The organism is Paracoccus sp. Z118 (genome assembly GCF_019061185.1).
Taxonomy (GTDB): Bacteria; Pseudomonadota; Alphaproteobacteria; order Rhodobacterales; family Rhodobacteraceae; genus Paracoccus.
Genome location: NZ_JAHQZU010000036.1, coordinates 1 through 18329 on the forward strand (window position 1 = coordinate 1; position 18329 = coordinate 18329).

The window sequence follows — 18329 nt, forward strand, 5'->3', positions numbered from 1 at the left end:
ATCGGCGATGGCCGCCAGCGTCACGCCCGGCCGCGCGCTGCGCTACGCCGGGGCTCCGCGCGCGGCCTCCTACACCAACCGCTGGGACACTGCCTATAGCCGCTTCTGCGATCTCTACCGGCGCTTCGGCTGCCGAAGAACAGGATGCCGGCGTAGGGTGCAGTGGTCGGCGCCTGTATCCTGAAATTGCCGTTGCCGTTGAGGCTGAGCGTCGCACCATTGGCCAGGTAGAACGTGACGCCCTCACCGGCCATCGAGGCCTCGTCGAGCGCCATTTCGCCGTTCGCGTTGATGCTCAGATCCCCCTCGTCGATGATGTAGAGCCCCGGTTCGAAACGCGCATGGCCTTTGATGTCGAGCCCGCCGCAGATCCGCAGCGCGCGAACCCCGCTGGAATGGATGAAGTTTGTCTTGAACGACGTCTCCTTCTTGTCCGGTGTCGTGCAGAGCCCCTCGACGGCTGGCTCGGCGGGCATGGACGCCAAGGACAGCGTGTCGGTTCACCCGCGTCAGAAGCGGCCGGTCGGCATAGAGCCGCTCGGCGCTCTCGACAAGCCGCATCGCGCGGCACGCTTCGCCGCCCCTTGCCTTTAAGCGCGCTCCGGTGACCCGTCTCAGCCGTCAGCGACGGCTTGCGTTGTGCTGCGGAGTTCCGCCATGAAGGACGCGAGGACGCGGCTCGGCGTCTCGGTCGCGCGGGTGATCATGCGAACCGGAACCGGCTCGGCGGGTGAAAGGGGACGAGTGCCGAGACGATAGCGTCCGCCGGCCACCGCGGTAAAGGAATCCACCAGCGCGACTCCCAGGCCCGCTTCTGCCAGCAGGCAAGCCATGGAACTGAACGGCACCGCGGCGATCTCGTTTCTCCGCAGCGCCGGGCTGAGGAAGCGTTCTTCGAGCAGCAGACTGAGACGGCTTCGCCTATCGTAAAGGATCAGCGGTGTATCGGCGAGATCGGCTGCCGTCACCTGATCCAGCGCCTCCAGCCGGTGCCCGGGCCGGAAGGCGCAGACCATCCGTGCCGAGGCGATCGTTTCCACTGCAAGGCCGCCGCGCTCGGGTGCGACGAGGCAGAGGCCCAGATCCGCCGTTCGCGATTCGACCGCGCTCATGATCTCGTCGATGCCGCCGGTGTCGACGCTCAGCAGCACCCCCGGCCTCCGCGCCAGGAAAGGTGTCACGGCCGCGGGAATGATGGCGTTGGCGATCGGAAGCGTGCAGACGATGCGCAGACGCCCCGCGGCACTTGCCCGCCGATCCTCGATCTTCCGGGCCAGCGCATGATAGAGGCCGAATATCGCCTCGCCGTCGCGATAGAGTTCGATTGCGTCGGCGGTCGGCACCAGCCGGTTTCCTTGCCGATCGAACAGTGCGAAGCCGCACTGACCCTCCAGCTGCCGGATCGCGTTCGAGACAGCGGGCTGCGAAATGCGCAACGTTCGCGCCGCCGCGATGGTCGTGCGCAGGCGCATGACCTCCCGGAAAACCTCCAGTTGACGAAGGCTGAACATTGCGACGCCTCCCTTCGCTCAGCAGCGGATCATAACCACGACCTATAATGGCGCGCAAATTCTAATAAACGAGTGATATTGCCTGAATCGCGCGGCCCGTGGTTAGCTTGGTGGTGCCGCCTGCTCCGCCGTGCGGCCGATCTATGAGGAAACAGGGGCGCATGGTCGTTAGGCCGAAAGAATGCCCCTTTCCATCGCAACAGGGGTCAACATGAAACGCTTTACGACATCCGCTGCCGTCGCCGGCCTGTTGGCGTGCCTTGCCGGGCCGGCGCTGGCGCAGGACAAGCTTCTTACCGCGATTGACGGCACTTTCGCGCCGCACGCCATGCCGAAACTCGGCGGCGGGATCGAAGGCTTCAACGTCGATCTGGTCACTGCCATCGCGGAAAAGATGGGCGTCGAGATCGAGATCGCGGCAACCGAATACTCCGGCATCCTGCCGGGGATGCAGGCCGGAACCTATGACTTCGCCGCCGCGCCCACCACCCTGACCGAGGAACGCGCGGCCAACTACCTGTTCTCGGAAGGCTATCTCAACACCGACTTCCAGTTCCTGGTCAAACCCGATGCCCCCGAAATCACCGACCTCGCCCAGTTCGAGGGCAAGGTCATCGCCGTCAACAAGGGCTCGGCCTATGACAGCTGGGCGCGTGAGCTCGCGGATGAGATCGGCTGGACGGTCGAAAGCTACGGCACCAATACCGACGCGGTGCAGGCCGTCGTTTCCGGCCGGACCTTCGCCAATGTGGCCGGGAACACCGTGTCGGCGTGGGCGGCCAAGCAGAACCCGAACGTCAAGCTCAGCTATCTGCACTCGACCGGCCTCGTCTGGGCCTTCCCGTTCCGGCAGGACGACGAAGAGCTGCGCCGCAGCGTCGAAGCCGCGCTGGAATGCCTGAAGACCGACGGCACGGTGGCGGCGCTACACGAAAAATGGTTCGGCACGGCACCCGCCGAAGGTTCCACGGCCGTCACCCCGCGCCCCGGCTGGGGCGAGCCGGGCTTTGCCGGTTATGTCGAGGACGACCACACCCCCGGCTGTGCCTGACGCGCATGGCCCCGATCACGACCCTCGCGCAGCCCTCGGCGATCCCCACTCTTGAGGTGCGGCGGCTGCACAAGTCGTATGGCGCGCTGGAGGTGCTGCACGGCATCGACCTTGCGGTCGCCACGCGCGAGATGGTGTTCGTGCTGGGCCGGTCGGGGTCGGGGAAATCCACCATGCTGCGCTGCTGCAACCGGCTGGAAGAGCCGAGCAGCGGCGACATCTTCCTTGAGGGGCAGCCGATCACCGGCAAGCGGGTGGACCTGGACGGGCTGCGCCGGCGGATCGGAATGGTGTTCCAGTCCTTCAACCTTTACCCGCATCTGGATACCCGGCGAAACGTAACGCTGGCGCTCCGCATGGTCTTGAAGCTGGGCAGGGACGAGGCGGACGCCCGCGCGATGGCCGCCCTTGAGCGTGTCGGCCTGGCGGGCAAGGCGGCCAGCCATCCGACAGAATTGTCGGGCGGTCAGCAGCAGCGCGTTGCCATAGCGCGGGCCATCGCGATGGAACCCGCCGTGATGCTCTTCGACGAGCCGACCTCGGCGCTGGATCCCGAATTGGTGGGAGACGTGCTCGGCGTCATGCGCGAACTGAAGGCCGATGGCATGACCATGCTCGTGGTCAGCCACGAGATGGGCTTCGCGCGCGAGGCCGCGGACCGCATCGTCTTCATGGCCGACGGGCGCATCGTCGAAGAGGGCCCTCCCGAGCAGCTATTCACTGCCGCTCGTCACGAAGCCACACGCACCTTCCTCAGCCGCCACACGCGTCAATGACCGGGTTCGACCGCTTCCTCGCGACCTTCTTCAATGGCGAAGTCATCGTCCGCTACCTGCCCTCGATCCTGCAGGGCGTATGGGTGACGATCGCCTGCTCGCTGCTCATTGTCGTGTTCGGCGTAGCGGCGGGCGTCCTTCTTGCCTGTGTGCGGGCCTATCGCATCGCGCCCCTGAACGTGGCCATCGTGGTCTTCGCGGACATGATGCGGGCGCTGCCCCCGCTGGTGCTGATCCTGATGGTCTATTTCGGACTGCCGAACGTGGGTATCATGCTGTCGAGCTTTCTTGTGCTGTTCGTGATCCTCGGCCTCGTGCTGGCGGCCTTCACCGAGGAGATCGTCTGGGCGGGCCTCACGGCCGTGGACAAGGGCCAGTGGGAGGCTGCGCGGTCCACCGGAATAGGGTTCACGGGCACGCTGCTGCAGGTGATCCTGCCGCAAGCCCTGCGCATGGTGATCCCGCCCCTGACCAACCGCGCCATCGCCATCACCAAGATGACCGCGCTCGGCACGGTGATCGGCGTCCCGGACATCCTCAACCAGGCGACGACGGCGCAGAGCTTCTCGGGCAACGCATCGCCGCTGACCATCGCGGCCATCGCCTATGTCATCCTTTTCCTGCCGCTGGTGGTGATGTCCCGCTGGCTCGAGGAGCGGTTCGTGAGGCACCGTCGCTGACATGGACCAGCTTCTCGATCAGTTCTTCAATCTGGAGATCATGGCCGCAGCCTGGCCGACGATCCTGCGCGGACTCGGAATGACCCTGCTGCTTTGCCTTCTGGTCATTCCGCTGGGCGTCATCGGGGGGCTCGCGGCGGCGCTGACCTCGCTGTCGCCGCGCCGATGGGTGCGCTGGCCCGCGATCGCTCTGGTCGATCTGTTCCGGGCGATTCCTCCGCTGGTGCTGCTGATATTCGTCTATGCGGGCCTGCCCTTCGCCGGCATCCGCATGAGCCCGTTCGTGGCGGTCGCCATCGCCTTCATGTTGAACAATTCGGCCTATTACGGCGAGGTTCTTCGCGCGGGTATCCTGTCCGTCCCTCGCGGTCAGGCCGAGGCCGCCCGTTCCACCGGCATGACGCACGCGCAGACGATGCGGGCCGTGGTGCTGCCGCAAGGCGTGCGCAACGTGCTGCCGGACCTGATCTCCAACACCGTCGAGGTCGTGAAGCTGACGTCGCTCGCTTCGGTGGTGTCGCTGGGCGAGATGCTGCACGCGGCAAACCTCGCCCGCTCCGTGACCTACAACGCGTCGCCGATCACCATGGCGGCGCTGGTCTATCTGATCCTGCTCTGGCCCGCCGTGCGGCTGGTGAGCCGCTGGCAGCGCCGGATCGCCGTCTGATCGAAAGGAACATCGAATGCGCGAGATTGTCATCGGAGCGGCCCAGTTAGGCCCGAACCAGAAGGCGGACAGCCGGGACGCCATCGTCGCCCGCATGATCGCGCTGCTCGAGGATGCGGCCCGACAGGGTTGCACCCTCGTCGTCTACCCCGAGCTGGCGCTGACCACGTTCTTTCCGCGCTGGTACATGGAGGACCAGGCCGAAGTGGACCGCTGGTTCGAGCGCGAGATGCCCGGCGAGGCGACCCGCCCGCTGTTCGAGCGCGCACGCGCGCTGCGGGTGGCCATCAGCTTCGGCTATGCCGAGTTGACCCCTGAAGGACACCACTACAACGTGTCCGTCCTGACCGACCGTGATGCGCGGATCGTCGGCAAGTACCGCAAAGTCCATCTGCCGGGGCATGACGAATTCGACACCGAACGCGCCTTCCAGCACCTGGAAAAGCGCTATTTCAAGCCGGGCGACCTAGGTTTCCCCGTCTGGCGCAGCCAGGATGCGGTGATCGGCATGTGCATCTGCAACGACCGCCGCTGGCCCGAAACCTACCGCGTCATGGGCCTGCAGGGGGTGGAACTGGTCGTGCTGGGCTACAACACGCCTTCGGTGAACAGCCAATTTTCCGGCGAGGCGGGCGACAAGCGGCTCTACCATTCAGAGCTGTCGATGGCTGCCGGGGCCTACCAGAATTCGACATGGGTCGTGGGCGTGGCCAAGGCCGGGGTCGAAGATGGACATCCGCTCATGGGCGGATCGATCATCGTTGATCCCAACGGCTTTGTGGTGGCACGGGCAAAGACGGAAGGCGACGAGCTGCTGGTCCATGCTTGCGACATGGATGCCTGCAATTTCGGCAAGTCCACGATCTTCGACTTCGCGCGCCATCGGCGAGTGGAGCATTACGGCCGCATCTGCAGCCAGACCGGGGTCGAGGCGCCCCGGTGACGACGATCGATCTGGACGCGCTCTCGCCGCGAGATCGCTACAAGCTGCTCTGCGCGGTGGTGATCCCCCGCCCGGTGGCGTGGGTGACGACTACGGGCCCGGACGGAATCGTCAACGCCGCGCCATTCAGCTTCTTCAACGTCTTCGGCGCCGATCCGGCGCTGATCATCCTCGGTCTTGAGCGAAGGCTCGACGGCGGGCGCAAGGACACTGCCGCAAACATCTCGGCAGGCGGAGAATTTGTCGTCAGTATCGCTACGCCGGACCTTGCCGAGTCGATGGTGGCCACCGCCGCCGCCTATCCGAGCGACCGGGGCGAGCCGGACGCGCTCGGTCTCGAACTCGCGCCGTCGCAGCGTGTGTCGGTGCCCCGCCTTGCCGCCGCGCCGGTCGCGCTCGAATGCCGCCACCGCCTGACGCTCAACTTCAGCCCGGAGCGGGAAATCGTCATCGGCGAGGCCGTTGCCCTGAGCGCCCGCGAAGGGCTGATCGACACCGACCGGATGCATGTCTCGTGGGGTGCCGAACTCCCCATCGCCCGTCTCTACGCCGACCGTTACGCCCGACTGGAAGAAACCGGGCGCCACGCCATTCCCGAACCGGAGCCGCGAACATGACCACGCTGATAGATCGTCACACCTCCGGGGTTTACGTCATTGCGGCGACGCCGTTCACCGGAGACGGCGCGCTGGATCTCGAAAGCACCGATCGCATGGTGGACTTCTACCGCGATGCGGGCGCTGACGGGCTAACGATCCTCGGGATCATGGGCGAAGCGCCGAAACTGTCCTCGGAAGAAGCGCTGACCTTCGCCCGCCGCGTGCTGGCCCGCGCCGGAAGCATGCCGGTCATCGTCGGCGCCTCGGCTGCCGGCCTCGATCCGATGAAGGCGCTCACCGACGCGGTGATGTCCGCCGGTGCGGCCGGGGTCATGGTGGCGCCGATGAACGGCATGGGCCCTGATGACCGGTTGCGTGCCTATTTCGGCCAGGTGGCCCGGCATCTCGGGCCCGACGTCCCGATCTGCCTGCAGGATTATCCGCAGACCCTGAACGCCCGCTTCTCGACGGCCACGCTTCTCGCCATCGCGGCCGAGAATCCCAGCGTCGTCATGCTGAAGCACGAGGACTGGCCGGGGCTGGCGAAGCTGGAGCAGGTGCGCGCCGGCAGCGGGATGGCCGAGGTGCCCCGGCTGTCCATTCTTGTCGGCAACAGCGGCCTGTTCCTGCCTGAGGAGATGGCGCGAGGCGCCGATGGCGCAATGACCGGCTTTGCATGGCCCGAGATGATGGTGGACGTGGTGCGGCTGATGAAGGCGGGCGATGCGGGACGGGCGCAGGACATCTTCGACGCCTATCTGCCGCTGATCCGTTACGAGAACCAGCTGGGTCTGGGTCTGGCGCTTCGCAAGGAGGTGCTGCGCCGGCGCGGGGCCATTGCCTCGGCGCGCGTCAGGGCGCCGGGGCCATCGCTTTCGCAAGCCGACCACGACGACCTGACCCGGCTCGCCGCCCGGCTCGTCCGGCGGCTGGCGGAACTTGGCTGAGGTGAACGGAACAGGAGGACGACCCATGGACCTCGTCATCAAGGGTGGCACCGTCGCCACCGCCGCTGACAGCTTCCGCGCCGATGTCGGCATTTCCGATGGGCGGATTGTGGCCATCGCCGAGTCGCTCGACGCGTCGGACGTGATCGACGCCTCGGGCAAGCTGGTCCTGCCCGGTGGGATCGAGGCGCATTGCCACATCGCCCAGGAAAGCGCGACCGGGGGCATGACGGCGGATGACTATCGCAGCGGCTCGATCAGCGCGGCATTCGGCGGCAACTCGTGCTTCATCCCCTTCGCCGCGCAGCACCGGGGGATGGGGGTCACGGAGACGCTCGATCTCTATGACAGCCGGGCCACGGGTCAGTCGGTGATCGACTGGTCCTATCACCTGATCGTTGCCGACCCGACCGAAAAGGCGCTGAACGAGGAACTGCCGGCCGCTTTCGCGCGCGGCATCACCTCGTTCAAGGTGTTCATGACCTACGACCTCATGAAGATCGACGATGGTCAGTTTCTCGACATCCTGACGGTGGCACGCGCGAATGGCGCGCTGACCATGGTGCATGCCGAAAACAGCGGCATCATTCGCTGGATCTCGGACCGCCTCGTCAAGGCCGGCCATACAGCGCCGCGCTATCATGCCGTCAGCCACCCGGCTGCGGCCGAGATCGAGGCGATCAACCGGGCGATCACGCTCGCCCGGTTCCTCGATGCGGCTCTCATGATCGTGCATGTCTCGACGCCCGAAGGGGCGGATCTCGTCGCAAAGGCGCGTCTGGAAGGGGCGAAGATATTTGGCGAGACGTGCCCGCAATACCTGTTCCTCACCCGCAATGACCTTGACCGACCGGGGATGGAGGGCGCCAAGTTCATGTGCTCGCCCCCGGTGCGCGACGCCGCCACACAGGACGCGCTCTGGCGGCATCTGCAGGGCGGCACCTTTTCCGTCTTTTCGTCCGATCACGCGCCCTACCGTTTCGACGAGACCGGAAAGCTCGCCAATGGACCACAGGCAAGCTTCAAACAGATCGCCAACGGCATGCCTGGCCTCGCCGTCCGCCTGCCGCTGCTGTTCTCGGAAGGGGTGCGGAAGGGGCGGATCACGCTTCAGCAGTTCGTGGCGCTCGCCTCGACCAATGCCGCACGGCTGTACGGACTGCCGCGGAAAGGCAGCATCGCAGTCGGGATGGATGCCGACATCACCATCTGGGACCCTGACGAGACACGGACGGTCCGCGTCGAAGACCAGCACGATGCGATGGACTACAGCCCCTTCGAAGGGCGGGAGCTGACGGGCTGGCCCGTAACCGTTCTCAGCCGCGGCCGCCGCATCATCGACGGGGGCCGGCTGATCGCGGAATCGGGCGCGGGACGCTTCGTGGCCCGCGAACGGCCGGATTTCACCGGATATCCGGGCGGCCGCGCAGCGGAACTGGACCCGGCCTTCAACTTCGGCGCGGAGATCGCCCCATGACGCCTGCCTCCCGTCCCGGCCCGATCCTTGTCATCAACCCCAACTCAAACGAAGCCGTCACCGCGGGCCTTGACGCGGCGCTGGAGGGGTTTCGCCGTGCAGGGGCGCCCGCCATCGAATGCGTGACGCTGCGCGAGGGGCCGTTCGGGATCGAGTCCCAGGCCCAGGGAGACCTCCTCATCGCCCCTCTGCTGCGGCTGGTGGAAAGTCGGCCGGACGCTGGCGCGATCGTCATCGCGTGCTATTCGGACCCCGGACTGGACTCGGTTCGCAGCATCACCCGCGCACCGGCCTTCGGGATTCAGGAATCGGGTGTCCTTGCTGCGATGGCGCGGGGCGACCGCTTCGGTGTCGTCGCCATTTCGGGCGGCTCGGTCGGGCGCCACCGGCGATACATGCGCCGGATGGGTGTGCTGGATCGTTGCGCCGGAGACCGGCCTCTCGACATGACGGTGGACGAAAGCGCGCGCGGCGAGGCGACGTTCGGCCGGCTCGTCGAAGTCGGACAGGCGCTGATCGGGGACGGGGCCGAGGCGCTGATCCTCGGCTGCGCCGGCCTTGCCCGTCACCGGGCACCGCTGGAGGCGGAACTGGGCGTGCCGGTCATCGACCCCACTCAGGCGGCAGTGGGGGCGGCGTTGCTGGCCGTGGTCGTCTGAAATCTCGGACGCCGGTGCGGAACAGTCGCCGGTGGGCAGGGCACCGTTCGAGAATCTCGATAACGGCCTTCCACGTTTTCGAAGCGTTATCCCGCGCAACCATCGCTTAACTGAAGGGGCCTGCTAAGAAAGCGGACGCGCCTCGCGGCCCAGAAACGCGAGGCATGAAAGGGGAGGAACCACCATGATGATGAAGACCCTGCTTACGGCGGCCTGCATGACGATGGCGGCCGCGGTGCCCGGCTTTGCGCAGACCAGCTGGCAGATGCCGACGCCCTATCCCGAATCGAGTGCCGTCACCAAGAACGCCATGGCCTTCGCGGACGAGGTGCGCGAACTGACCGATGGCAAGCTCGACATCGTGGTGCATCCCGCCGCCTCGCTCATCAAGCATGGCGAGATCAAGAACGCGGTGCGCTCCGGCCAGGTCGAGATCGGCGAGATCTTGATGTCGACGCTGTCGAACGAGGATCCCGCCTATGAGCTTGAAAGCCTGCCCTTCCTCGTCGGCACCTTCGAGGATGCGCAGCGGATGTGGGAGGTCACCCGCGACCACACCGCCGAGGACATGAATCGCCAGCGCATGACCCTGCTCTTTGCCAACCCGTGGAGTCCGCAGGGGCTTTATTCGGCGGCACCGGTGAACTCCGTCTCGGACATGCGGGGAGCGCGATTCCGGGCCTACAATTATACGACCGAACGGATCGCTCAGCTTGCGGGCGCGGTGCCGACCCAGGTCGAGGCCGCCGATCTTGCGCAGGCCTTCAGCACCGGCCGGGTGAACATGATGGTCACATCCACAGCCACGGGCGTCTCGTCCGCCGTGTGGGACTTCCTCAACCATTTCTATGACGTGCGGGTGTCCTATTCGAAGGATATCGTGTTCGCGAACACCCGGGCGCTGGAGGCGCTGGAGCCTGACGTGCGCGAGGGGCTGATGGAAGCGGCGCGCCGTGCGGAGGCGCGCGGTTGGGAGATGGCGCAAGCCGATCACGGCGATGGGCTGAAGACGCTGGCCGACAACGGGGTCGAGGTCGGCGAAGGCTCGGAAGCCCTGCGCGCGGAACTGCGCGAGATCGGTGCGACCATGGTCGAGGAATGGAAGGAACGCGCAGGCGAAGCCGGCGCCGCCATGCTTGCCGCATATCAAAACTGACTGCTGTTCCTGACAGGAAAGGCAGCGCCGAGGTGCTGCCTTTGCGGCCCTCAACGGAGTATCGGATGCGACGCTTGCTCAACCGGTTCTACATGTGCTGCGCCGCGGCCTCATGCGTCTCGATCATCTTCATCGTGACCGTCGTCGCGGCTCAGGTCGTGCTGAACCTGATCGACGCCGTGGCCGCCATGCTCGGGCTCGAAGGTGTCGGCCTGATGATCCCGTCCTATGCCACCTTCTCGGGCTATGGCCTCGCCTTCGCGACGTTCCTCGCACTTGGCCCGGCGATCCGGATCGGTGCCCATATCCGCGTCACGCTGATCCAGGAGCGGCTGCCAGCAACCGTGCAGCGCCCGTTGTTCGTGCTGCTTGCGGTGGCAGGCACGCTGGTCGGCGCACTGATGACATGGGCGCTCGGCGGGATGACGATCGAGTCCTTCGAATTCGGGGACATGTCCAGCGGGCTGGTCGCAATCCCGCTCTGGATCCCTCAGTCGGTCCTGACCTTCGGTTCCTTCGCGCTGACCGTCGCCTGCGTCGATCTCGCCGTGGAGTACCTGCTTTTCGGACGCACCTCGGGGCTTGGCCAGGCACCCGCCGACGAGGCGGGAGCATGAACGAAGCGCTCGGCATCTTCCTTATCGTCGGCACCCTGATCGGCTGTCTCGCGCTCGGTGTCTTGGTGGCGGTCTCGCTGCTGCTGTCGGGGATCGTCGGGATGCTGCTCTTTTCCTCGGCGCCCATTGATCGCGCGCTGTCATCGAACTTGTGGTCATCCTCGTCGGAATGGACACTGGCGGCGTTGCCGCTGTTCATCTGGATGGGCGAGATCCTGTTCCGCTCGCGCATGTCCGATGACCTGTTCAGCGGCCTATCACCATGGATGCAGCGGCTTCCGGGCCGGCTCAGCCACGTGCCAGTGATGGCCTGCGGGATCTTCGCGGCCGTTTCGGGCTCATCGGCGGCGACCTGCGCAACGGTTGCGAAAGTGGCCGTGCCCGAGTTGCGCAAGCGCGGGTATGACGAGCAGCTCGTCTTAGGGACCATCGCCGGCTCGGCCACGCTCGGCCTGCTGATCCCGCCTTCGATCATCATGATCGTCTATGGCGTCGCGACCGAGGTGTCGATCGCCCGGCTGTTCATCGCGGGCATCGTGCCCGGCACTCTCGTGGTCGGTCTTTACATGGGCTACATCATGCTGTGGTCGTGGGCCAATCCGGCCAGGGTTCCGCCCGCCGATGCGCCCATGCCGTTGAAGGCGAAGGTTCGGTCCTCAGGCAGGCTGATCCCGATCGTAGCGCTGATCGGGGGCGTGATCGGCTCGATCTATCTCGGCATTGCCAGCCCCACCGACTCCGCCGCCGTCGGGGTTGTGCTTGCTCTGCTTCTGTCGTGGCTGTTCGGCGACCTGAACCGCAAAACCTTCAAGGCAGGCCTGTTCAGCACGGCCATGACCTCCTGCATGATCGCCTTCATCCTTGCAGGCGCCGCTTTCCTGACTCTCTCCATGGGGTATTCCGGGCTGCCCGGAAAGCTCGCCGCCGGCATTGGCAGCATGGGTCTAAGCATCTACACGTTGCTCGCCGCGCTGACGGTCTTTTTCATCTTCCTCGGAATGTTCCTCGACGGGATTTCGATCATCGTGCTGACCACCTCGGTGCTGCTGCCGATGGTGCAGGCTGCGGGAATCGATCCGCTCTGGTTCGGCATCTACCTCGTCTTGGTGGTGGAGATGGGGCAGATCACGCCGCCCGTCGGCCTCAATCTATTCGTGTTGCAGGGCATGACTGGGCGGAGCCTCGTCTATCTCAGCTGGGCAGCCTTTCCATTCTTCATGATCCTGATCATCGCGGTGATGATCCTCGTCATGTTTCCGGGGGTCGTGACGTGGTTGCCGCAGCAAATGCTCGGATGACGCTTTCCCTGCCCCGCCGTCCCCGATGCCGACGAGGATCGACGCCATGCTGAGGGACAGGTTCCTCAACCTGAATGATTTTGAGGTGGCCGCCCGAAGGCGGCTGCCGAAGTCTGTCTATTCCTACATTGCCAGCGCGGTAGAGGATGGCCGCAGCCTGAAGATGAACCGTGAAGCGTTCGACCGCTACGCCCTGCTGACGCGGGTGATGGTCAATGTATCGCAGGTCTCAACCGAGGTGGAGCTTTTCGGCCAGCGCTTCGCCGCACCGATCGGGGTCGCGCCGATGGGGCTGGCAGCATTATCCAGCTATCGCGGCGATCTTGTCCTCGCGCGCGCGGCCAGCGCCTGCAATGTTCCGGTGGTCATGTCGGGATCGTCGCTGATCCCGCTGGAAGAGGTGATGGAGGCTGTGCCGGGCACGTGGTTCCAGGCCTATCTGCCCGGAGATCAGGCGCAGATCGATGCGTTGATGTCACGGGTGCGCTCGGCCGGGACCAAAACGCTGGTCATTACCGTTGACACCCCTGCGGTCGGCAACCGGGAGGCAGATCGGCGGGCGGGGTTCAGCGCTCCGTTGCGCCCCGGCCCGCGCCTTGCCTGGCAAGGTGGCACGCGCCCCCGCTGGCTCACCGAAGTTCTGCTGCGCACCTTGCTGCGCCACGGGATGCCTCATTTCGAGAACAATTACGCCCAGCGCGGTGCGCCGATTCTTTCCCGCAATGTTCTGCGCGATTTTTCGGACCGGCGGCATCTGAACTGGGACCATCTGCGCACGATCCGCCGGCAGTGGCGCGGCGCCCTGATCGTAAAGGGCATCCTGCACCCTCTCGATGCCCGCACCGCCCGCGAGATCGGCGTGGACGGGATCGTGATCTCGAACCACGGCGGACGCCAGCTCGACGGCGCCGTGCCGCCGCTTCGCATGCTCCCCCGTGTCATGGAGGAGGCGGGCGAGCTTCCGGTTCTGGTGGACAGCGGCATCAGGCGCGGCACGGACGTAGTCAAGCTGCTGTCGCTGGGTGCGCGCGCCGTGCTGATCGGGCGGCCGTTCGGCTTTGCAGCCGCGATGGCCGGCCAGCCGGGCGTGGAACACGCGATCCGGCTGATCTGGAGCGAGCTTTCGCGCAACATGCAGATGATGGGCGTCACGAGGCTGGCCGATCTCGGCCCCGAATTTCTGGTGGATATGGACCGATGACGACAGCGATCAGCCACAAGGTTCTGGTGCCCGGAAACTGCCTCGGCTTCACGGGCGGCTTCCTGGGCCTTTCCTCCGTCGTGCTGCTGCGGGTGCCGGGCGCGGGTCCGATCCTGTTCGACACGGGTCACCATGCCACAAAGGCCACGCTGATCCGGGCGCTGGCGAACGAAGGGCTCGGGCCGGACGACATCCGGCAGGTGTTCCTGTCGCATCTCCACTTCGATCACGCGAACAACGTCGATCTTTTTCCCCGAGCCGAGATCATCGTGTCGCAGGCGGAATGGACATATGCGCAGCAGCCCAATCCTGCCGACATCTATATCTCGCAGCCCGTCGTGGAATATATCGGCCGCCGAAATCCCACGCTGATCGATGATGGCGACGCATTCCATCCTGATCTGTTCTGCCTTTCCCTGCCGGGGCACACTCCCGGCCAATCAGGGCTGCGATACATCGACGCCGAAGGCCGGCGCGTCGCGCTGGCGGGCGATGCGGTGAAAACGCTGCGAGAGCTGATCGATCACCGCGTCGATCTGGAGTTCGACCCGGACAGGCGCTCTGCCGCGACCATCGGGATGCTGGACAGGAACTTCGACATCATCGTCCCCGGCCATTCGCACGAGCTGCACCGCGGACCGCATGGCTGGAGCGCGCAAGGGCTGAACAAGATCGAACTGATCGTGCGCTGAAGCCGCCTTTCGAGGAGGAGGAGGGACATGGACCTCAAGCAGTTGCGCACCTTCGTCGAAGTGGCGGAAACCGGATCGCTCAGTCGCGCGTCGGACAAGATGCGCGTGGCACAATCCGCCCTGTCGCGTCACATCCGGCTGATGGAGGCCGAACTGGGCTTCAGTCTTTTCATCCGGCACGGCCGCGGCATGCAGCTTACCGATGCCGGGCGGGATTTGTCGCAGACCATGACGGGCCTGCTTCAGCAACTCGAACAAGCTATCGAAGACGCCCGCTCGCATGGCGATCAGGTCCGGGGCGACGTTGCGCTGGGGCTGATGCCCACGACCTCGGTGGTTCTGGCGTCCCGGCTGGCGCTGCGGGTCCGGCGCAAACTGCCTGAAGTGCGGCTGCGCATTGTCGAGGGCTATGCGGGGCATCTGGTGGAATGGCTTCAGCGTGGCCAGATCGACCTGACGCTGCTTTACGGGCCGGGCACGGACTATCACCTGAAAACGACAGAGCTGCTGTACGAAGAGCTGATGCTGATCGGCCCCTCGGGATCGCACATCAGCAATGCGGGCCCCATCAGCATGGCCGAACTCTGTGAGCTTCCTCTTGTCCTGCCGAGCCGGCCGCACGGTTTGCGCGTGGTTGTCGATAACGCGGCCGAGAAGCGCGACCTGAACCTGAAGGTCGCCTTCGAGGCGGACAGTTACCGCGTCCTTCTGGAACTCGTCGCGGCCGGCCTCGGCTACGCGGTGCTGCCGCTCAGCTGCCTCGAGGCAGAGCTCGAGAGCAAGGGACTTTCGCATACCCGCATTGACGGCTCGCCCATCCGCAGGGAGATCGTGCTGGCCTGCCAGCCGGCGCGGTCGCAGGCACGCGCGCTCGGCGCGGTGTCCGATCTCATTCTGGAAGAAATCGCCCGGCTGGTGGCAGAGGGAATCTGGGCGGCTTACCCAGCAGAACCCTTGCGCCACTACATCCGCAAGCGGACCTGACCGGGAAGTCTACCCCACTCCCGCTGGCACTCGCGGACGATGGCATGCCATGCCGCGTTTTCAGGGGGTTTCAATTCCGAGATGGGCGCGAAAGCGGTTCTTGACCAACACCGCATCGCGGGACGGCAGCGACCGCGGCGGGTTCTCGGCCCTGACCTTCAGCACGAACAGCCGCGGCCCGGCAGCGGGCTGGCGCAGCCCTTCGACCAACTCGTCAACCTCATCAAGGCTGCGCAACTCGGCCGTTTGCGCGAACCCGACGACGGCTGCGACCCGGTCGAAGGCAATGCCGCTTCCCGTATGGCTGGGCTGCATGCCGGTTTCGCCGAAATGCTGGTTGTCCAGCACGATGATGTCGAGGTTCACGGGAGCCGCCACCGCAATGGTCGCCAGCGCGCCGAAGGCCATCAACTGCTCGCCATCGCCCGTGATAACCATGACCCGCTTGTCCGGCCGGGCCTGCGAAATACCCAGCCCGACCAGCGCAGCGCCGCCCATGGCGCCCCACAGATAATAGTTGTTGTCAGCGTCCCCCGCCGCGTGAACGTCATAGGTGGGCGAGCCGAGGCCCGTCACGACCAGCGCGCCATCCCGCGCGGCCAGCAGCTTGCTCACCGCCTCGCGGCGATCCATCGAAACTTCGTTCATTCCGCTCACCACTTCTTCTTGCCAAGCAGGCGCTGCCCGATCAGCACCGCGATCTGCTGATCGGCCTCGAACGCCATGCTGGCTGCTTGTTCCACGACCTCGACCACATCCTCGGCGGTATCGGCCCGCAGGATGGTAAGCCCAATCGCTCTCAGAGAGGCTTCCGTCGCCTGGCTCATCGGCACCTGCCACGGATTGAACTCGGCCCATTCGCCGCGCATCGTCACCAGCATCAGCAGCGGCGATCTCGTCTGGACCGGCAGCGACAGCATGTTGATGCAGTTGCCGACGCCCGACGACTGCATCAGCACCACGGACCGCTGCCCGCCGAGCCAGGCGCCATGTGCAATGGCGATCCCTTCTTCTTCGGTGGTCAGGACGTTGGTCCTCACATCCGGATCCGCCGCAGAAAGCTCGATTAGGGTCGCGTGCCCCGCGTCCGGCACATAGGATATCTGACGGATACCGGCCGCCCGCAGAATCTCATGAAGCTTGTGCGGCCATGCACATGCGATCTGGCTAGACCTGCCCGTCCCTGAGTCGGTTTCACTGTCGATCATCGCCCATCCCCCGCACCTGTTCGGATCGTTATAGCGGGGGTCGGCAGCCCCGACGTCCAACCTTTTGCGCGATCAGGTATCGTGATCTTGGAAGGCGGTTCGCGAGCGATGCGCCGGCAACATGCAGGTCCTTGGGGTGTCAACGCCGCCCGCGGTGCTGCACGCCGCCTTGTCGTTTCCTTCCACCGTCATCTCCGTCGTTGCCGAAATCGACGGCTCACTCACGGTTCTGTGCTTGGACAGGACAGTCACGAGACCGGTTCGGTCAGGCCTTTCTCGGGTCACAGGCCGAGGCAAGGTAGCGTCCACGCTGGTGGTGTAATCTCTGGGAGCGACGCGGGTGGAGTTTGCGGTGGAGCTTTCACCGCCGGTTTCGCCCTGCATCGGGTGGTCACCGGGCCCATCGGACAAGGTGGAGTTGATGGACTTTGACCTGACCGAAAGGGAACCCCCGATGGGCGTTGATGCTGTGACCGCCCCCCGACGGCATCAACGTGCCAAGGTGGGTTTGTGATGATCCACAAAGGAGGACGGTCATGACGGAGATTACCACCGTCGGGCTCGATCTGGCGAAGAATGTGTTTCAGGCGCACGGCGCTGCTCGCGCTTTCGCTGACGGCCTTTGCCTTGGCGACGACCTGGGGCCGTGCTGTGCCCGGTCCGGCCCTTGCGGCACTCGTTGCCACATTCGCCCTCGGCCTGGTTGCCTTTGTCGCGCATGAGGCGCGGACGGCGGCCCCGCTGGTCCAGTTGGCGCTGCTGCGCGACCGCGCCCTGAGCGCGGGTCTCCTCTCCATGGGGCTGGTCTCGACGATCATGATGGCAACCCTGATCGTCGGCCCGTTCTATCTTTCCGGGGTTCTCCGCCTCGGTCCTGTGGAAACCGGGCTGGTCATGTCGATCGGACCAGGCGTCGCTGCGCTCACCGGTATTCCGGCAGGCCGGCTGGTCGATCGCTTGGGGGCTTTCCGGGTCACGATCACAGGTCTTGCGGGCGTCACGACAGGCTCGGTCCTGATGATAGTGCTTCCCGGAGCCTTTGGCGTCGGTGGCTACATCGGCGGCCTTGCCCTGATCACAGCCGGATACGCGCTCTTCCAGGCTGCAAACACCACGGTCGTCATGAACGGAGCGACGAACGAGCGCCGGGGTGTGACGTCAGCCTTGCTAGGTCTTTCGCGCAACCTGGGACTGATCACGGGAGCAACTGCCATGGGGGCACTCTTCGCCCTGGGATCCCGCGGCGTCGAAATGCTCGGTCTCGGTCAGGGCGGGGAAGCCGGGCTCCAACTGACCTTTGCGGCAGCAGCAGGGTTCGCCGGTCTCGCGCTCGGCATTGCCGTGCGCGGGCGCCCGCGTGGGTGATCGGGGGGGCCTTTACCCGGACCGCCGTCGAGAGAGGAAGAACCGCAGCATTTCCCGCGATGCGTTGGGGCCAGCGGGATCGGTGTGCGAGCCGGCGGTGCGACCGCCCGACCAGCCGTGGCCGCTCCCATGCACGGTCCATTCTTCGAGAAGGGTCTGTCCGACCCGGGTGGCATGGATCTTCCGCGTATAGTCGCGACCGCCCGGGGAGCGGCCGTAGCTTGTCTTGCAGACAAGCGGCGCCGCACGGGACCGTTCCAGGTTTCTCAGGAACCCGGCCGCGTTGGAGGGATGCACCACGCGATCGCTGTCGCCGTGGAAGACAATTGTCGGCAACTGCGGGGGCAGTTTGCCGGTGGGCTGGGGCCCATTCTTCCCGCGCATGGCCGACATCGCGGCAGTATCCCAGCGGTTGGTGTAGGAGGCCGCGCGCGGAGCCCCGGCGTAGCGCAGCGCGCGGCCGGGCGTGACGCTGGCGGCCATCGCCGATCTTCGGGA

At 65.6% G+C, this 18329-nt stretch carries 20 protein-coding genes and 1 pseudogene; 16 read left to right on the forward strand and 5 right to left on the reverse strand.

Features of this window, described 5'->3' with window-relative positions; all coding sequences use genetic code 11:
* Window positions 1–20 precede the first annotated feature (20 nt).
* A complete protein-coding gene (locus KTN05_RS15855; protein WP_217330362.1) occupies window positions 21–476 on the reverse strand; it encodes a hypothetical protein in 456 nt (151 codons plus the stop codon).
* 138 nt (window positions 477–614) lie between these two features.
* Complete coding sequence (locus tag KTN05_RS15860; RefSeq protein WP_217330363.1) at window positions 615–1511, reverse strand: LysR family transcriptional regulator; 897 nt, start codon at window positions 1509–1511, stop codon at window positions 615–617.
* A gap of 211 nt (window positions 1512–1722) precedes the next feature.
* On the opposite strand from KTN05_RS15860, the gene KTN05_RS15865 reads away from it, so the two are divergent.
* From KTN05_RS15865 to KTN05_RS15935, 15 genes are all read left to right on the forward strand, one after another.
* Complete coding sequence (locus KTN05_RS15865) at window positions 1723–2562, forward strand: transporter substrate-binding domain-containing protein (RefSeq protein ID WP_217330364.1); 840 nt, start codon at window positions 1723–1725, stop codon at window positions 2560–2562.
* A gap of 5 nt (window positions 2563–2567) precedes the next feature.
* Window positions 2568–3338 carry an amino acid ABC transporter ATP-binding protein gene (locus KTN05_RS15870; RefSeq protein ID WP_217330365.1) on the forward strand — a complete coding sequence of 257 codons (771 nt, stop codon included), beginning with the start codon at window positions 2568–2570 and terminating at the stop codon, window positions 3336–3338.
* Window positions 3335–4018, forward strand: a complete 684-nt coding sequence (locus KTN05_RS15875) for an amino acid ABC transporter permease (protein ID WP_217330366.1) — start codon at window positions 3335–3337, stop codon at window positions 4016–4018. Before KTN05_RS15870 ends, KTN05_RS15875 begins: the two co-directional genes overlap by 4 nt.
* A gap of 1 nt (window position 4019) precedes the next feature.
* Entirely contained in the window at window positions 4020–4685 is a 666-nt protein-coding gene (locus tag KTN05_RS15880; RefSeq protein ID WP_217330367.1) for an amino acid ABC transporter permease, read from the forward strand.
* 16 nt (window positions 4686–4701) lie between these two features.
* Window positions 4702–5628, forward strand: a complete 927-nt coding sequence (locus KTN05_RS15885) for an N-carbamoyl-D-amino-acid hydrolase (protein ID WP_217330368.1) — start codon at window positions 4702–4704, stop codon at window positions 5626–5628.
* Window positions 5625–6245, forward strand: coding sequence for a flavin reductase family protein (locus KTN05_RS15890; RefSeq protein WP_217330369.1), 621 nt, complete (start codon window positions 5625–5627; stop codon window positions 6243–6245). Before KTN05_RS15885 ends, KTN05_RS15890 begins: the two co-directional genes overlap by 4 nt.
* Window positions 6242–7174: a dihydrodipicolinate synthase family protein gene (locus KTN05_RS15895; RefSeq protein ID WP_217330370.1), complete on the forward strand. Its 933-nt coding sequence runs from the start codon at window positions 6242–6244 to the stop codon at window positions 7172–7174. Before KTN05_RS15890 ends, KTN05_RS15895 begins: the two co-directional genes overlap by 4 nt.
* A gap of 25 nt (window positions 7175–7199) precedes the next feature.
* Window positions 7200–8651: a dihydropyrimidinase gene (hydA, locus tag KTN05_RS15900; RefSeq protein WP_217330371.1), complete on the forward strand. Its 1452-nt coding sequence runs from the start codon at window positions 7200–7202 to the stop codon at window positions 8649–8651.
* Window positions 8648–9310 (forward strand): aspartate/glutamate racemase family protein, encoded by a 663-nt coding sequence (locus KTN05_RS15905; RefSeq protein WP_217330372.1) that lies wholly within the window; start codon window positions 8648–8650, stop codon window positions 9308–9310. The genes hydA and KTN05_RS15905 overlap by 4 nt, the downstream gene beginning before the upstream one ends.
* A gap of 184 nt (window positions 9311–9494) precedes the next feature.
* Window positions 9495–10466: a TRAP transporter substrate-binding protein gene (locus KTN05_RS15910; protein ID WP_217330373.1), complete on the forward strand. Its 972-nt coding sequence runs from the start codon at window positions 9495–9497 to the stop codon at window positions 10464–10466.
* A gap of 65 nt (window positions 10467–10531) precedes the next feature.
* A complete protein-coding gene (locus KTN05_RS15915) occupies window positions 10532–11083 on the forward strand; it encodes a TRAP transporter small permease (protein ID WP_217330374.1) in 552 nt (183 codons plus the stop codon).
* Window positions 11080–12381: a TRAP transporter large permease gene (locus tag KTN05_RS15920; protein WP_217330375.1), complete on the forward strand. Its 1302-nt coding sequence runs from the start codon at window positions 11080–11082 to the stop codon at window positions 12379–12381. The genes KTN05_RS15915 and KTN05_RS15920 overlap by 4 nt, the downstream gene beginning before the upstream one ends.
* Window positions 12382–12427: 46 nt before the next feature.
* Window positions 12428–13582, forward strand: coding sequence for an alpha-hydroxy acid oxidase (locus tag KTN05_RS15925; RefSeq protein WP_217330376.1), 1155 nt, complete (start codon window positions 12428–12430; stop codon window positions 13580–13582).
* Window positions 13579–14274: an MBL fold metallo-hydrolase gene (locus KTN05_RS15930; RefSeq protein WP_217330377.1), complete on the forward strand. Its 696-nt coding sequence runs from the start codon at window positions 13579–13581 to the stop codon at window positions 14272–14274. The genes KTN05_RS15925 and KTN05_RS15930 overlap by 4 nt, the downstream gene beginning before the upstream one ends.
* A gap of 27 nt (window positions 14275–14301) precedes the next feature.
* Entirely contained in the window at window positions 14302–15258 is a 957-nt protein-coding gene (locus tag KTN05_RS15935) for a LysR substrate-binding domain-containing protein (protein ID WP_217330378.1), read from the forward strand.
* Between the two features lie 60 nt (window positions 15259–15318).
* On the opposite strand, the gene KTN05_RS15940 is transcribed toward KTN05_RS15935, so the two are convergent.
* Together KTN05_RS15940 and KTN05_RS15945 are read right to left on the reverse strand one after the other, a co-directional pair.
* Window positions 15319–15906, reverse strand: coding sequence for a thiamine pyrophosphate-dependent enzyme (locus KTN05_RS15940; RefSeq protein WP_217330379.1), 588 nt, complete (start codon window positions 15904–15906; stop codon window positions 15319–15321).
* A 5-nt stretch (window positions 15907–15911) separates the two neighbouring features.
* Window positions 15912–16466 carry a thiamine pyrophosphate-binding protein gene (locus tag KTN05_RS15945; RefSeq protein WP_217330380.1) on the reverse strand — a complete coding sequence of 185 codons (555 nt, stop codon included), beginning with the start codon at window positions 16464–16466 and terminating at the stop codon, window positions 15912–15914.
* Between the two features lie 576 nt (window positions 16467–17042).
* Here KTN05_RS15945 and KTN05_RS15950 point away from each other — a divergent pair.
* Window positions 17043–17831, forward strand: coding sequence for an MFS transporter (locus KTN05_RS15950; RefSeq protein ID WP_217330381.1), 789 nt, complete (start codon window positions 17043–17045; stop codon window positions 17829–17831).
* A 12-nt stretch (window positions 17832–17843) separates the two neighbouring features.
* Here the strand turns inward: KTN05_RS15950 and KTN05_RS15955 are convergent.
* Window positions 17844–18329 (reverse strand): annotated as a pseudogene (locus KTN05_RS15955) (PHB depolymerase family esterase); the annotation flags it as partial.